This window comes from Arthrobacter sp. Hor0625, from assembly GCF_052567525.1.
In genome coordinates this window covers 657,118-672,018 of record NZ_CP199586.1, presented here as the reverse complement: position 1 = coordinate 672,018, position 14,901 = coordinate 657,118, and the positions used below count along the sequence as shown (strand labels likewise).

Below are 14,901 nucleotides of genomic sequence, written 5' to 3'. Positions count from 1 at the left end.
AACGTTACCTTTCGCCGGGGCCCGGTGTCCGGCGCCGGCCTGCGACGGCGTCAACCACGAGCACCAGCATCAGCAGGAACGCCACCGGGAGACCGTAGAGCGCGGCGGAGGTGACCCACGCCGGGGCCACCGAGTTGTTCAACGCCATCAGCATGACGGCGCCGACCGCCGCCAGGGACAGCGCGGCGGCGGCTGCCGCAACGATCAGCAGGGGCCGCCGGAAACGCTGGGGAATCATGGAGGCAACGCTAACAGGGCTGCTCTCCCCGTGCCTCAACCCGCCAAAGTGGGCAAGGCAGGATAACCTTGGAGGAACAGACCAACACGGTCCGGGCGGCCACACCCTGAACCCGCATAACCATGCGGATGCGCTGGCCGCCGGACGTGCACCCGCAGAACGAAGAAGGTTGATTACGTGCCCACCGGCAAGGTCAAGTGGTATGACAAGGAAAAAGGCTTCGGATTCCTCGCAGGCGAGGACGGCCAGGAGGTCTTCCTGCCCAAGTCCGCGCTGCCCGAGGGTGTCACGGACCTGAAGGCCGGCACCCGGGTGGAGTTCGGCGTGGCCGACGGCCGCAAGGGCGCCCAGGCCCTGGGCCTGCGGGTGCTGGACAAGACGCCGTCGATCGCGAAGGCCAAGCGGCCCAGCGCCCGGGATCTCGCGCCGCTGGTGCAGGACCTGGTGACGGTGCTCGACAACCTCTCCGGCACGCTGTCCGCGGGCAAATACCCGGAGGGCAACAAGGCCAAGGCCATCGCTGCGGCCCTGCGTAAGGTCGCCGACGAGCTGGACGCGTAAGGCCTCCATGACTCCGGAACCTGAACAGAACGCCGCCCCGGCGGCCGGCGCAGCAGCTGCGGCCGCCGGCGCCAAAGCCTCCAAAGCAGGATCCAAACCCCGCTACGGCGTGCCCGTGTGGCGCACCGGTAAACCCGACGCGTTCCTGGCCGCCGCCGTCGACGCCGCCCGGACCGCCGTGGAGGGCATCGCCCCGGCGGACCAGATCGGCCGGCACCTGGCGGCCAAGAGCGAAGGCGACCGCCTGGTCACCCACCTCTTCGAGTCCAAGCTGCCCGGCTACAGCGGCTGGCAGTGGTACGCGGTGCTGACCCGCAACTCGCGCTCCAAGGTGGTCACCGTCAACGAACTGGGCCTCCTGCCGTCCGAGGACTCCATCCTGGCCCCGGAGTGGGTGCCCTGGGCCGAACGGGTACGGCCCGAGGACGCCCAGCAGGACGAGGCCGCCGCGTCCGGCGCCGGCGATGCTTCCGGGGAAGCCCCGCAGGATGGGGCCTCCGGCGACGATGCCCCCGCCAACGACGATGCCCCCGAGGACGGCGCCGCTGAGGCCGACCCTGAGGACGACGCCGCTGAGGCCGCCCCTGAGGACGACGCCGCTGAGGCCGCCCCCGAGGACGACGACGCCCCCGCGGAAGCGCCGTCCCAGGTAGAGGCCGACTAGCGGTTTGGGACGGTTCGGGGGAATGCGGCGGCGGAAGGCCAGGACATGAGGTCCACCTTCAAGTCCCTGCACATCCTGAACTACCGGATCTGGTTCATCGGCGCCCTCGTCTCGAACATCGGGACCTGGATGCAGCGCACCGCCCAGGACTGGCTGGTCTTTGACCACCTGACCGGCCAGGACGCCGGGGCCATGGGCATCACGATGGCCCTGCAGCTGGGCCCGCAGCTGTTCCTCGCGCCGGTCGCCGGCCTGGTCGCCGACCGTTTCAACCGCAAACGCCTGCTGGTGCTCACCCAGTCGGCGATGGCCCTGCTGAGCGCGGCGCTGGGCGTCCTGGTGGTCTCCGGGGCCGCGCAGCTCTGGCATGTCTACGTCTTCGCGCTGCTGCTGGGCGTCGTCTCCGCCGTGGACGCACCCGTGCGGCAGACGTTCGTCTCCGAACTGGTACGCGACGACTACCTGCCCAATGCGGTCGCCCTCAACAGCGCCTCCTTCAACGTGGCACGCATGATCGGGCCGGCCGTCGCCGGGATGCTCACCGTGGCCATTGGCCCGGGCTGGGTCTTCCTGGTCAACACCGTCACGTTCGTGGCGCTGTTGCTGAGCCTGGCCAAGATCCCGTCCGCCTCGCTGCGCCAGCTGCCGCGCGCGGCCGCCGGCAAGGGCCGGATCCGGGAGGGCCTGCGCTACGTGCGGTACCGGCCCGACATCGTGGTGGTGCTGGTGGCGGTCTTCATCGTCGGCACGCTCGGGCTGAACTTCGTCCTGTTCATCGCCGCCATGGTGGGCACGGAGTTCGGCCTCGACGCCGGCGCCTTTGGCCTGATGAATTCGATCATGGCGATCGGCTCCGTCGCCGGCGCCCTGCTCTCGGCGGGACGGAAGAAACCCCGCATGCGGGTGATCTTCGGTGCGGCCGGAGCCTTTGGGGTGACCTCCGGCCTCGCAGCCCTGGCGCCGGACTACTTCTGGTACGGCATCGCCCTGGTGCCGGTCGGCCTGTTCGCGATCACCATGATGACCAGCGCGAACGGCTACGTGCAGACCACCACGGACCCGGTCATGCGCGGCCGGGTGATGGCTCTCTACATGGCAATCTTCATGGGCGGCACGCCCATCGGCGCCCCGCTGGTCGGCTGGGTGGCGAACGTCGCCGGCGCACGCTGGTCGATGGGCGTCGCGGCGGCCTCCGGCGTTGCCGCGGCACTGATCGGCATGGTCTGGATTGTCCGGGCCAAACACCTGCGGATTGCCTTTAACCGGCGCGCCCGCGGGCTCCGGTTCTTCCGGGTGGTGCCCGACGGCGGCGACCGCCATGCGGAGACCGCGGAAACCACAGACGGCGCCGCCCGGGGGACGAACCCGGGCGACGCCGTCGAACGCTGACGCGTCCCCGCCGGCCTACTTCTGCAGTTCACCCACGACGAAGTCGATGCACTCCAGCAGCGCGGACACATCGTCCGGCTCGATGGCCACGAAGGTGGCGATCCGCAGCTGGTTGCGGCCGAGCTTGCGGTACGGCTCGGTGTCCACGACGCCGTTGGCGCGCAGCACCTTCGCGATCGCAGCGGCGTCGATCGACTCGTCGAAGTCAATCGTGGCGATGACATTGGACCGGTCCTCTGCGCGGCCCACGAACGGCGTGGCGTAGGGGGAGGCTTCGGCCCAGCGGTAGATCCGCCCGGCCGAGTCCGCGGTCCGTGCGGCGGCAAAGTCGAGGCCGCCGTTGGCGTTGAGCCACCGCACCTGTGCATCCAGTGTCACCAGCGTGGCCAGGGCCGGGGTGTTATAGGTCTGGTTCAGCCGGGAGTTGTCGATCGCCGTCTGCAGGTCCAGGAAGTCGGGGATCCAGCGGCCGCCGGCTTTGATCCGCGCGGCCCGCTCCAGGGCGGCCGGGGAGAACAGCCCGAGCCACAGGCCGCCGTCGGAGGCGAAGTTCTTCTGCGGGGCGAAGTAGTACACATCGGTCTCCGCGACGTCCACGTCCAGGCCGCCGGCCGCGGACGTGGCGTCCACCAGCACGAGCGAGCCCTCGTCCGCGCCGGCGACGCGCTTGACCGGGGCTGCGACGCCGGTGGAGGTTTCATTGTGCGGCCAGGCATAGACGTCGACGCCGGCTTCCGCGCTCGGCACCGGCCGGGTTCCCGGATCCGAGGTGATGATCGAGGACTCCGCCAGGAACGGGGCCTTGTTGGTGGCGGCGGCGAACTTGGAACCGAACTCACCGAACGACAGGTGCTGTGCCTTGTTCTCGACCAGGCCGAAGCTGGCGATATCCCAGAACGCGGTGGAGCCGCCGACGCCGAGGATCACCTCGTAGCCTTCGGGGGCGCGGAAGAAATCACTCAGGCCCGTCCGGACCGAACCCACAAGGTTCTTCACCGGCGCCTGGCGGTGCGAGGTGCCCAGCAGTCCCGACGCGTCGGCGAGGGCCTGCATCTGCTCCGGCCGCACCTTCGAGGGGCCGGCGCCGAACCGGCCGTCCTTGGGCAGGAGGTTCGCTGGGATGGTGATGCTGCTGTCGCTCACTGTGGCTCCATTTTCGCTGGGTGCGTGGCGGGCTGGGGTCGGTCCCGGCGCGGTGGGGCCGGAACCTGCTCCTTCATTCTGCCCGACCGGCCGATGCGGGCGGGAAAAATGTCCGTCACAGTCCGGTCATCGAGACCCGGTCCCGGGCGGGTGGACCCGCGGCCGGCGCCGGGGCGGGGGAGCGGGCTGCCAAGCGGCGGCCACGCCCGGAATTATCCGGACTAATTCACAATAGGCTAGGCTGAACGGTGACGTACGGCGGATCCCGCCTGGGCGCGCGCCGCGCGCTGTACGGTGGGAAAGACGCAAGGGCGGCGCCCGAGGAGCTGAGCTGAATGACGGATCTGATCGACACCACGGAGATGTATCTTCGGACCATCCTGGAACTCGAAGAAGAGAACATCGTCGCCCTCCGCGCCCGCATCGCCGAGCGGCTGCGCCACTCAGGCCCGACCGTGTCCCAGACCGTCGGGCGCATGGAGCGCGACGGCCTCGTCGTCGTGTCCGGCGACCGGCACCTTGAACTGACCGCCGTCGGCCGGAAGCGCGCCATCGAAGTCATGCGCAAGCACCGCCTCGCCGAACGGCTCCTTGCTGACGTGATCGGCCTCGACTGGGCCTACGTCCACGAGGAGGCGTGCCGCTGGGAGCACGTGATGAGCGAGCGGGTCGAGCGCAGGATCTTCGAACTGCTGGACCACCCCACCGTCTCGCCCTACGGAAACCCCATCCCCGGCCTCGCCGAGATCGGCGGCCTGCCGCTCGAACCGGCACAGGGGCACGGCGTGGTGAACCTGCTCGACGCCATGGCCGGCTACGCGGAGGGCGCCCGGATCACCGTGAACCGGCTGGCCGAGCCGATCCAGGTCGAGCCGGAACTGCTGGCCCAGCTCGATGAGGGGGGCATCCGCCCGGGCGCCGCCGTGTCGCTGGAGCGCGTCGGCGAATACATCTCCGTCCGGGTTCCCGACATCCAGGGGGCCCTTGAGCTGCCGCCGGAGGTCGCCGCCCATGTCTTCGTTACTCTGGGGTAGCTCCCGTCCCGGGGCAGGCCGCCGGACACCTGGAAAGTTGTCCACAACCCGATAACGGAATTATCACTACGGGTCTTAATCCTCTATAGTTGATGACTAGCACTGATACTAAACCGTTATCTGATCCGAAGCCGAGCTCTGCCAGCGGATCAGTAGGCGAATCATCCTTCTGGCAGAGGCGGGGGAACCACTAACGGCTGCTGCGGCAGCCTTGGGGTGAAGTCCGCTAGCGGCAAGCAAACACCACGAGGATGTCCTTGGATTCCCCTGTGCCTGGATGCTTGCACCGGCGGACCGGGTCTTTGATCTCTCTGACCCGAATCCGACAGCTAACTTCGCAGGCTAGCCAGAGAGGAACCCTTCTTGACCACCCAGACCGTCAGGGGCCGCCGTCGTGCGACCGGCCCCGCTCCGGAGCCGCGCCCGGCCGCCGTCGTCCTTACCGGCCGCCCGCGTGACGCGCACCGCGACGAGCGCCGCGGCCGGCGCAGCCCGTTCCGCCAGGTAACTGACTTCGCCGCCGTCAGCGGAGTGGGTCAGAAGGCCGGCATTGCCCTGGCCGCCACCGGCCTGGTCCTGACCGTCGCCGTGCCTGCCACCGGCCCCGCGACAGCCACCGGCGCCGCCCGCACCGGTTCGGTCTCCGCCGCGGCGCAGCCTGAAGTGAAGGCCGCCGCCGCCGAGATCAACTTCAACCGCACCGCCGTGACCACCAAGGGCGACCCGGACGGCCGGCTCAAGCAGCTGCTCAGCGCCCAGTCGGTCGGTTCCATCACGCGCGCCGCCTCCGCCGGCAGCCTGGGAGCCCCGCTTGATTCCATGGTCACCGCCTCGGCCTTCGGTTACCGGGTCAGCCCGATCACCGGCGGGGCCGGCGAGTTCCACCGCGGCCAGGACTACGCCGCCCAGTGCGGCACCGCCGTGCACGCCGCCGCGAGCGGCACCGTTACCTTTTCCGGCTGGCACCCCTACGGGGGCGGCAACCGGGTCGTGATCGACCATGGCAACGGCCTGGAGACCACGTACAACCACTTGTCGTCGTCCAGCGTCCACGTGGGCCAGCAGGTCTCACGCGGCGATGTGGTGGCGATGAGCGGAACCACCGGCGCATCCACCGGCTGCCACCTCCACTTCGAGGTGATGGTCAACGGGGAAGTCGTGGATCCGCTCGGCTGGCTCTAGCTAGCCGAGGGGCAGCTCACATTTTTTTGACACGCCCGTGATCTGAATGTGACATTGAGCCCCAACTGCTGTACCGTTTGAACCACGCCAACTTCTCCGAAGTTGGCGCTCTTGAGTGGATTGCCTAACTCTGCCACCGCTCAAGGTCCGTTCGCATCACATCGTCTGGCAGGGGCGGGGGAACCAATTTTGGTCTTCGCAAGAAGACCTAGGGGTTAAGTCGCAAAGCTTCCCAGGAAGCGGCGCGGCCGGGTGACTCCCATCCGAATCCGACAGCTCACCTCGTAGGCATTGGGAGAGGCTACTTTCGTGTCTTCACGCCACAATGCTGCGCGTTCTCGCGCTGGCGAGGCTCCAGTGAGCCCGCTTACCTCCGTGTCCCGCGTTGCCCTTGCCGGCGCCCGGTCCGGAGTTCTGAACGCAGTTCCCGCTTTTGGCGCGTCTTCGCAGTACACCCTTCGCTAAAGAAACCCGTTTCGGGGCGATCCGGCGTACCCCCAAGATGCCGGAGCGTCCTTTTGTCCCGCCTTGTTGCGCGGACACCAGGATCACGAAAGAGAGAACTAAATGACTACTCGTGCAACTACTGCACGCCACCGCGCAGAGGTCACCAAGACCAACTCGCTGGCTGTCATTGCTAAGGCCGTAGGCGAGAACGCCGGCGGTATGGGTCGCCAGGCTGCGGTTATCGCTGCCGCCTCGGGCCTGGTTCTGACCAGCGGTATCGCAGCCAACGCTGCCGAGACCAACGTTCAGCGTGAATCGGCTTCCGCCTCCGCCACGGAGGTTCAGTCCAACGCTCCGGCCACCATCTCCGCGGCCTCCAGCATCGCCATCTCCTACGAGAAGCCGGCTGTCACCACCGCGCCGGGCCCGGTCGTCGAGGCGCCCAAGCCTGTCGTCGAGGTCCAGGAGAGCAAGGCTGCCGCCACGGACACCGCTGCCGCCGGCACCGGCACCGCCGCGACCGCCTCCCTGGCCACGAAGGCACCCGCAGCCGTCAGCGGCATGGGTGCTTCGATCGCCGCCGCCGCCTACGCGCAGATCGGTGTCTCCCAGGACTGCACCATGCTCGCCACCAACGCACTGGCCGCCGTCGGCGTCAACTACCACGGCTGGCCGGCCGGCTACCTGTCCCTCGGCCGCACCGTGAGCGCCGCCGAAGCGCAGCCGGGCGACCTCGCCTACTACCAGAACGGTGGCATGGGCATGGCCCACATCGCCGTCTACGTCGGTAACGGCATGGCCGTGCACGGCGGCTGGAACGGCGGAACCACCGCGCTGTACAGCGTCAACGTCGGCTCCGGCCCGGTCTTCATCCGCGTCGGCGGCTAAGACCAAACCCGGCCCCGCCGGTAACTGTGTGAAGGACCCCTGCCTTAGCGGCAGGGGTCCTTTGCGTTTCCGGAGCAGCCCGGCAGCCGTCGCCGCGCGCTTCCGACGGAGAAAAAAATTCGGCAATCCCGGCCATCGGTGTTTACTCTTGTGGTGTCGATCCATAGCCCGACCATGCACAGGGCAGCCGGCCCTCGTGCCCCTGGCGGGTGCGGCCGTGAAGAGGTATGCGGATGCGCACTCTCGTTCTGAACGCTGGATATGAGCCGCTGGCGGTAGTCACCTTCCGCCGGGCGCTGGTGCTTGTGCTGACCGGAAAGGCCAGTGTGGTGGCCGAAGGGGATGACCCCGTGGTCGGTCCGCAGGACATCCTCGGACGCCCCTCGGTGATCCTGTTGAACCGGTACATCAGGCCCCGCTACAACACCCTGACGGCCGTCAGCCGCAGGGGCGTGCTCCGCCGCGACAACCACCACTGCGCGTACTGCGGGAAAGCCGCCCACACCATCGACCACGTACAGCCCAAATCCCGCGGCGGCGCCGACTCCTGGGAGAACCTCGTCGCTGCCTGCCTGCGCTGCAACAACGCCAAGGGCGACCACACCCCGGCCGAAATGGGCTGGAAGCTCAGCTTCGTGCCCGGGCCGCCGAAGGGCACCATCTGGCAGATCAAGGAACTCGAAAAGCCGACGCCGGCCTGGGACCCCTTCCTGCTTCCCGAGCGCGCGCACTGAGCAGCTGCTGCCTGAGCCGCCGCTGCGGCAGCCGGTGCCGCCGCGCCGGCCGGGGCCCGGCTAGGCTGGGCTGGTGGACTTCGATGCTGTGATCCTGGCCGGGGGCCGGTCCTCCCGGCTCGGCGGTGTGCCCAAAGCACAGCTGACCGTTAGCGGGGTGAGCCTGCTGGACCGCGCCCTGCAGGCTGCGGCGGGGGCACGGCGCACGGTTGTTGTTGGCCCGGATCCAGGTGGCCTACCGCCCGGGGTGCTCAGCTGCCGCGAGGACCCGCCGTTCTCCGGTCCCGCTGCCGCGCTTACCGCCGGCCTCTCCGCCCTGGCCCGGGGGAGGGGCGGCCAGCCGGCGGCGCCCCTGACCCTGGTGCTCGCCTGCGACATGCCGCGCGCCGCCGCCGCCGTGCAGTCCCTGCTCGCCGCGCTGGCCGGCCCGGAGGCGACCCGGTGTGACGGCGCGGTAGCCGTCTCCGCGGACGGCCGGATCCAGCCCCTCGCCGCGGTGTATGACACAGGCGTGCTACAACGTGCGGTGGCCGACGCGGACCGCCGCGGCACCCTCTCGGGCGGTTCGGTCTTCGGTCTGCTTGCTAGTCTGGAGCTGCGGAGCATCCCGGTCCCGCCGGGCTCCACAGACGATGTGGATACCTGGGACGATGCAGCCGCGCTGGGAGTGTCCCAGCCCGGTCCCGGTCCCCTCGGGGCGTTGCGGCCCAACCCGACTTTGGAGGCAAACGGTGAAGAGCCAGGATGAAACCCTCGAGGAGTGGTGCCGCGCGCTGCTCCAGGCCCTTGAGCTCGAAGACATCGAGATCGACATCAACGAAGTGCTGGGCCTCGCCGGGGTGGCCGCGCACTCGGTGGTCCGCCCGGCGGCGCCGCTGACCACCTTCATTGCCGGCTTCGCCGCCGGGCTCGCTGCCGGTTCCGGCCAGGCGGACGACGGCGTCGCCATGCAGGCTGCCATGGGCGTCGCCCGGAAACTCGCCAAGGAGCACGCCGCCGCCGAGGCCCCCGGGGCATGACCCCCGAGCCACCTGCCGCCACCGGCGGCGCAGCAGCCGGCGGCCCCGGACCCGGCCACATCATTCCCGGCGAACCTGCTTCCGGCGAACCCGGCTCCGGCGAACCTGACGCCGGGAACGTTGCACACCGGCACCTGGCGCACACCTGGCAGGAGGCCCGGCAGCTTGCCTACGACTGCGCCGCCCCCATCCCGTCCGCCCCGGTACCGCTGCGCCAGGCCCTGGGCCGGACGCTGGCGGAAGACCTCGCCGCCGCGCAGGACATGCCGCACTACGCGTCCTCGGCCATGGACGGCTGGGCGGTCAACGGCAGCGGCCCCTGGATCGTCACCGATCCCGGGCAGCGGCTCGCCCCGCACCAGGCGAGCCCGATCGTCACCGGCGGCCTGGTGCCGCCCGGCGCCAAGGCGGTGCTGCGCGGCGAGAGCGGGGAGATCGGCCCCGACGAGGACGGGCTGCCGGTGCTCAGGCTTGGCGCCGGTGCCCGGCCCGGTGAACCGCGCAACGGCGAACACATCCGCAAGGCGGCCGAGGAGGCGGCCGCCGGCGACGTGCTCATCCGGGCCGGGACCGTGCTCAACCCCGCGCACCTGGCGCTGGCCGCCCTCGCCGGCCACGACGCCCTCCCGGTTGTGGGCAAGGCCGTGGTCCGGCTGGTCCTCACCGGCGGAGAGGTGATCCGCAGCGGCATCCCGGTCCCGGGCGAGGTCCGCGACACGTTCGGCCCGCAGCTGGCCGCCGTCGTCGGCATGCTCGGCGGCATCTGCACGGAGGAACTCAAGATCGGCGACAGCGACGCCGACTGGCTCGCCGCCCTCGAAGACACCGCCCCGGGCACGGACGCCGCCGCTTCCGTGGACGCCGCAGCGGCAGCGCCGCCTGAAGCGGCGGAACCGCTGCCGGCCGACGTCGTGATCACCACCGGCGGTACCGGGCGTTCCGGCACCGACCACCTCCGGCGCACGGTCGCCGAGCTAGGCGGCCGGCTCCTCATTGACGGCATCGCGATGCGCCCCGGCCACCCGGCGGTGCTGGCCGAGCTGCCCGACGGGCGGTTCGTCATCGGGCTGCCGGGCAACCCGCTCGCTGCCATGATGGCGCTGTCCACGATCGGTGCGCCGCTGCTGGCGGCGCTGGGCCACCGGCCGCTGCCGCCGGTGACCGAGGTGCCGTGCGGGTCCACCCTTGATCCGGACCCCGGCCGCACCCGGCTGATGCCGTTCCGGATGCTTTACGGCATGGCGTCGCCGGCCCAGCACACCGGCCCGGGCATGATGCGCGGGCTCGCCGCGGCCGACGGCGTCCTGGTGGTCCCGCCGCACGGCGTGCAGCTGGGGGAGCCGGTGCCGGCCTTCGCCCTGCCCTGGGGCCAAGCGCTGCCCGACCCCGCAGCCGCCAAGGCTCCGGCTAAGCCCGCCGCGAAACGCCCGGCCCGCAAGCCGGCAGCCACCGGTCCGGTGGACTGGAGCGAGCTGCTTGGCTGACCGCGCACCCGGGGTGATGATGGATTCAGGGACCTGCCGCGGCAACCGGCGGGATCCGAACGCAATGCTAATGAGGAGTATCTGATGGGCCGCGTGACACAGCGCCGCAAGGTGCACAAGTTTGTTCTGGACGGCTCGCCGCAGGCCCTGGAGTTCCCGGTGCGGCACCGCGAGGACGTCCTGGCTGTGGAGGAGCCCCTGGAAATCCGGCTGGACCAGCTCTCCTTCTCCGTCACAATGCGGACCCCGGGCAGCGACTTCGACCTGGTGGCCGGGTTCCTGGTCTCCGAGGGGGTCATCTGGGAACCCGAACAGCTCGTCTCGCTCCGTTTCTGCGCCGGCGAGGACGAGGACGGGGTCCAGACCTTCAATGTCGTGGAGGCGCAGCTGCGCCCCGACGTCGTCCGTCCCGATACCGGCCGCAACGTCTTCACCTCAAGCTCCTGCGGGATCTGCGGCACCGATTCGATCGACGCCGTGCACAAGTCCTCGCACTTCAGCCCGGCGGCGGATCCGCTGAACGTGCCGGTGGAAACCCTGGCCCTGCTGCCGGACCGGCTGCGCGAGGCCCAGGCCGTCTTCGACGCCACCGGCGGGGTCCACGCGGCAGGATTGTTCCGGATCGCCGACGACGGCTCGGCCGAACTGCTCTGCCTGCGCGAAGACGTCGGCCGGCACAACGCGGTGGACAAGGTGGTGGGCTGGGCGCTGCGCGAAGGCCTGTTGCCGCTGCGCGGCACCGTGCTGCAGGTCTCCGGCCGGGCATCCTTCGAGCTGGTGCAGAAGGCCGCCCTGGCCGGGATTCCGGTGCTGGCGGCCGTCAGCGCGCCCTCCAGCCTGGCCGTCGAGCTGGCCGCCGCCAGCGGGATGACGCTGGCCGGGTTCAGCCGGGGAACCACCCTGAACGTCTATGCCGGGCACGAACGGATCTCCCTGCCCGCCGCCGTCGGCTAAGCCGCCCGGACGCGCGGCCGCCGGCGGTCGTTGGTTATTCAACGCTGCGCGGGTAGATTTTATCCAACGACTGGACACAAGGCCCGGCCCGGCTCGGCAGCACCCGCCCCAGCGCTAAGAGGATCACATTGCACGACGACCGCCGTCTCACGGAAGTCCGGCTGGACCGCTTTGTCCGCGAACGCATCATCCCCGACGTCTACCCGCGCAGCGCTCCGCTCCGGCTCAGCAGCTGGGACGCTCCTGGCGAACCCGTCCCCGCGCTCGAAGCCATGCGCCAGCAGTTCGGACCGCAGGAACAGGGTGCCCTCTGGGGGAGCCCCTGGAGTACCAAGTGGCTGCGGGTCCAGGGCGAGGTCCCCGATGCCTGGGGCGCCGGCCCCGACACCGCGGTGGAAATCCTCGTGGACCTGGGCTTCAGCGCGGACCTGCCCGGGTTCCAGTGCGAGGGGACGGCCTGGCGGGCCGACGGCACCGTGATCAAGGCGATCTCCCCGCGGAACCGGTACATTCCCTTGAAACTGCTGGGCAGCGGCATGTCGGTGGACTTCTACGTCGAGGCCGCGGCGAACCCGGACCTGTCCCAGGGCTGGACCTTCGCCGCCACCCCGTATGGCGATAAGGCAACCGCAGGCTCCGAACCGCAGTACCGGCTGGGCCCGATCGTCGTCGCCGAACTCAACCAGGCCGTCTGGGAACTGCAGCAGGACATCGCGGCGCTCAGCGGGCTGATGCACGAACTGCCCCTGGAGCTGCCCCGCCGGCACGAGATCCTCCGGGCACTGGAGCGGATGCTCGACGTCATGGACCCGGATGACGTGGCCGGCACCGCCGCCGCCGGACGGGCCGCGCTCGCCGGCGTGCTGGGCCGGCCGGCCTACGCCTCGTCCCACACACTGGTGGCCACCGGCCACGCACACATCGACTCGGCCTGGCTATGGCCGGTCCGGGAAACCATCCGGAAGTGCGCGCGGACGTTCTCGAACGTCGTGGCGCTGATGGACGAGGACCCCGGCTTTGTCTTCTCCTGCTCCTCGGCGCAGCAGCTCGCCTGGATCAAGGAGTACTACCCTGAACTCTTCGGCCGGATCCGCGAGAAGGTCAAGACCGGCCAGTTCGTCCCGGTGGGCGGCATGTGGGTCGAAGCGGACAGCAACATGCCCGGCGGCGAGGCCATGGCCCGCCAGTTCCTCGAGGGCAAGAGCTTCTTCCTGGCGGAGTTCGGCGTCGAATGCCGGGAAGCCTGGCTGCCGGACACCTTCGGGTACTCCGCGGCGATGCCGCAGATAGTCAAGGCCGCGGGCAGCCGCTGGTTCCTGACCCAGAAGATCTCCTGGAACCAGGTCAACCGGATGCCGCACCACACGTTCAACTGGGAGGGCATCGACGGGACCCGGCTGTTCACGCACTTCCCGCCGGTGGACACCTACAGCTCCGAGGTCAGCGCCCGGGAGCTCGCCCACGCGGAACGCAACTACCGGGACCACGGCCGCGGGACCATGTCACTGCTCCCGTTCGGGTACGGCGACGGCGGCGGCGGTCCCACCCGCGAGATGCTGGCGGCCGCACGCCGGACCGGGGACCTGGAAGGATCGCCCCGGGTGCGGATGGGGTCGGCCGAGGATTTCTTCGCCGCCGCCGAGGCCGAGTATCCCGACCTGCCGGTCTGGGTGGGCGAAATCTACCTTGAGCTGCACCGCGGCACCTACACCAGCCAGGCAAACACCAAACGCGGCAACCGGCGCAGTGAGCACCTGCTGCGCGAAGCCGAACTGTGGTGTGCCACCGCTGCGGTCCGGGCCGGCGCGGAATACCCGGCGGCCGAACTCAAGCGGCTCTGGCGCCTGGTGCTGCTGCAGCAGTTCCACGACATCCTGCCCGGCAGCTCGATCGCCTGGGTGCACCAGGATGCGGAACGGAACTACGACGCCGTCGCCCGCCGTCTCGAGGCGGTCATCGCCGACGCCGCTGCCGCCGTGCTGGGCCCGGGCAGCCAGGAGTTCCTGCTCAACGCCGCCCCGCACCCGCGCGACGGGGTCCCGGCGCTCGCCGCCGGCCTGCCCGCCCGGGCCGAAGCGGACGTGCGCGCGGACGCCGCCCAGGGCGGTTACATCCTGGACAACGGCGTCATCCGGGCCGTGGTGAACGCCGACGGCCTCCTGGTCTCGTTGCTGGACCATGCCAGCGGTCGGGACGCGATTGCGCCGGGGGAGTACGGCAACCTTCTCGAACTCCACCGCGACACCCCGAACGAATGGGACGCCTGGGACATTGACGCTTTTTACCGCCGCAACGTCACGCCGCTGACCGAGGCCCGTTCCGTGGCGCTGGAGCGCTCCGGCGGCGGCGCCACGGTGGTCGTGGAACGGCTGGCCGGAGCCTCGGCGGTGACACAGCGGATCCGGCTGGAGCCGGGCGCGGCGTCCTTGGTGATCTCCACGGCAGTGGACTGGCAGGAGCGCGAGAAACTGCTTAAGCTCGGCTTCGCCCTCGACGTCCGGGCGGACCGGTCCGCCTCGGAGACGCAGTTCGGCCACGTGTTCCGGCCGACCCACCTGAACACTTCGTGGGAGGCCGCCAAATTCGAGATCTGCGCGCACCGGTGGATCCACGTGGCCGAGCCTGGGTACGGCGTCGCTGTCGCCAACGATGCCAGCTACGGTCACGACGTCACCCGGCACGTCCGGGAGACCGACGGCGGCACCACCACCACCGTCCGGGTCTCGCTGCTGCGCGCGCCGAAGTTCCCCGACCCGGACGCGGACCGCGGCCCACATGAGCTGACCGTCACCGTCCGGCCCGGCGCCAGCGTCGCCGACGCTGTCGAAGAGGGCTACCGGACCAACCTCGCCCCGCGTGTGGTCACGGGGGGCCGCGGCGTGGAGCCGCTGGTCACCGTGTCGAACGCCGCCGTGGTGGTCGAAGCGCTGAAACTCGCGGAGGACGGCTCGGGCGACGTGATTGTCCGGCTCTACGAATCCCTGGGGGAGCGCTCGGCGGCGACGGTGGCGGCGAACTTCGGCACGTCCGCGGCAGAAGCGGTGGACCTGTTGGAACGCCCGGTGGAGGCGCCCGGTGCGACGATCCGGCACGGTGCGGTGGACCTCGTGCTTCGGCCGTTCCAGCTAGTCACCGTCAGGTTCCGCCGCTAAAATCTGGGCTTA

Annotated in this window: 14 protein-coding genes and 2 riboswitches; of the genes, 12 read left to right on the top strand and 2 right to left on the bottom strand. The window is 70.1% G+C overall.

Annotation, left to right across the window (positions count from 1 at the left end; translation table 11 throughout):
• Window positions 1-4: 4 nt before the first annotated feature.
• Window positions 5-238, bottom strand: a complete 234-nt coding sequence (locus tag ACTWLI_RS02940) for a hypothetical protein (protein WP_445155208.1) — start codon at window positions 236-238, stop codon at window positions 5-7.
• A 177-nt stretch (window positions 239-415) separates the two neighbouring features.
• On the opposite strand from ACTWLI_RS02940, the gene ACTWLI_RS02935 reads away from it, so the two are divergent.
• The 3 genes from ACTWLI_RS02935 to ACTWLI_RS02925 are packed head-to-tail and all read left to right on the top strand — an operon-like array spanning window position 416 to window position 2,852.
• Window positions 416-799, top strand: a complete 384-nt coding sequence (locus ACTWLI_RS02935; protein WP_056739044.1) for a cold-shock protein — start codon at window positions 416-418, stop codon at window positions 797-799.
• Window positions 800-806: 7 nt separating this feature from the next.
• The gene (locus tag ACTWLI_RS02930) at window positions 807-1,463 is read left to right on the top strand and encodes a DUF3027 domain-containing protein (protein WP_445155207.1); all 657 of its coding nucleotides are present in this window, start codon (window positions 807-809) and stop codon (window positions 1,461-1,463) included.
• 45 nt (window positions 1,464-1,508) lie between these two features.
• Window positions 1,509-2,852 (top strand): MFS transporter, encoded by a 1,344-nt coding sequence (locus ACTWLI_RS02925; RefSeq protein WP_445155206.1) that lies wholly within the window; start codon window positions 1,509-1,511, stop codon window positions 2,850-2,852.
• Window positions 2,853-2,867: 15 nt separating this feature from the next.
• Here ACTWLI_RS02925 and serC read toward each other — a convergent pair whose 3' ends face one another.
• Window positions 2,868-3,995 carry a phosphoserine transaminase gene (gene serC, locus ACTWLI_RS02920; RefSeq protein WP_445155205.1) on the bottom strand — a complete coding sequence of 376 codons (1,128 nt, stop codon included), beginning with the start codon at window positions 3,993-3,995 and terminating at the stop codon, window positions 2,868-2,870.
• Window positions 3,996-4,330: 335 nt separating this feature from the next.
• On the opposite strand from serC, the gene ACTWLI_RS02915 reads away from it, so the two are divergent.
• From ACTWLI_RS02915 to ACTWLI_RS02875, 9 genes are all read left to right on the top strand, one after another.
• Window positions 4,331-5,029, top strand: coding sequence for a metal-dependent transcriptional regulator (locus tag ACTWLI_RS02915; protein ID WP_445155204.1), 699 nt, complete (start codon window positions 4,331-4,333; stop codon window positions 5,027-5,029).
• 153 nt (window positions 5,030-5,182) lie between these two features.
• Window positions 5,183-5,388, top strand: a riboswitch (cyclic di-AMP (ydaO/yuaA leader).
• Window positions 5,389-5,392: 4 nt separating this feature from the next.
• A complete protein-coding gene (locus ACTWLI_RS02910; protein WP_445155203.1) occupies window positions 5,393-6,211 on the top strand; it encodes a M23 family metallopeptidase in 819 nt (272 codons plus the stop codon).
• Window positions 6,212-6,338: 127 nt separating this feature from the next.
• Window positions 6,339-6,516: riboswitch (cyclic di-AMP (ydaO/yuaA leader) on the top strand.
• Window positions 6,517-6,778: 262 nt separating this feature from the next.
• Window positions 6,779-7,546 carry an NlpC/P60 family protein gene (locus ACTWLI_RS02905; RefSeq protein WP_445155202.1) on the top strand — a complete coding sequence of 256 codons (768 nt, stop codon included), beginning with the start codon at window positions 6,779-6,781 and terminating at the stop codon, window positions 7,544-7,546.
• 233 nt (window positions 7,547-7,779) lie between these two features.
• Entirely contained in the window at window positions 7,780-8,280 is a 501-nt protein-coding gene (locus ACTWLI_RS02900) for an HNH endonuclease (protein WP_056739934.1), read from the top strand.
• A gap of 73 nt (window positions 8,281-8,353) precedes the next feature.
• Complete coding sequence (gene mobA / locus ACTWLI_RS02895; RefSeq protein WP_445155201.1) at window positions 8,354-9,028, top strand: molybdenum cofactor guanylyltransferase; 675 nt, start codon at window positions 8,354-8,356, stop codon at window positions 9,026-9,028.
• The gene (locus tag ACTWLI_RS02890) at window positions 9,012-9,299 is read left to right on the top strand and encodes a DUF6457 domain-containing protein (protein ID WP_056739032.1); all 288 of its coding nucleotides are present in this window, start codon (window positions 9,012-9,014) and stop codon (window positions 9,297-9,299) included. Before mobA ends, ACTWLI_RS02890 begins: the two co-directional genes overlap by 17 nt.
• On the top strand, window positions 9,296-10,783 hold the full coding sequence (locus tag ACTWLI_RS02885; RefSeq protein ID WP_445155200.1) for a molybdopterin molybdotransferase MoeA: 1,488 nt from the start codon (window positions 9,296-9,298) through the stop codon (window positions 10,781-10,783). The genes ACTWLI_RS02890 and ACTWLI_RS02885 overlap by 4 nt, the downstream gene beginning before the upstream one ends.
• An 84-nt stretch (window positions 10,784-10,867) precedes the next feature.
• A complete protein-coding gene (fdhD, locus tag ACTWLI_RS02880) occupies window positions 10,868-11,737 on the top strand; it encodes a formate dehydrogenase accessory sulfurtransferase FdhD (protein ID WP_445155199.1) in 870 nt (289 codons plus the stop codon).
• A gap of 128 nt (window positions 11,738-11,865) precedes the next feature.
• A complete protein-coding gene (locus ACTWLI_RS02875; protein WP_445155198.1) occupies window positions 11,866-14,889 on the top strand; it encodes an alpha-mannosidase in 3,024 nt (1,007 codons plus the stop codon).
• The last annotated feature ends 12 nt before the right edge of the window (window positions 14,890-14,901 follow it).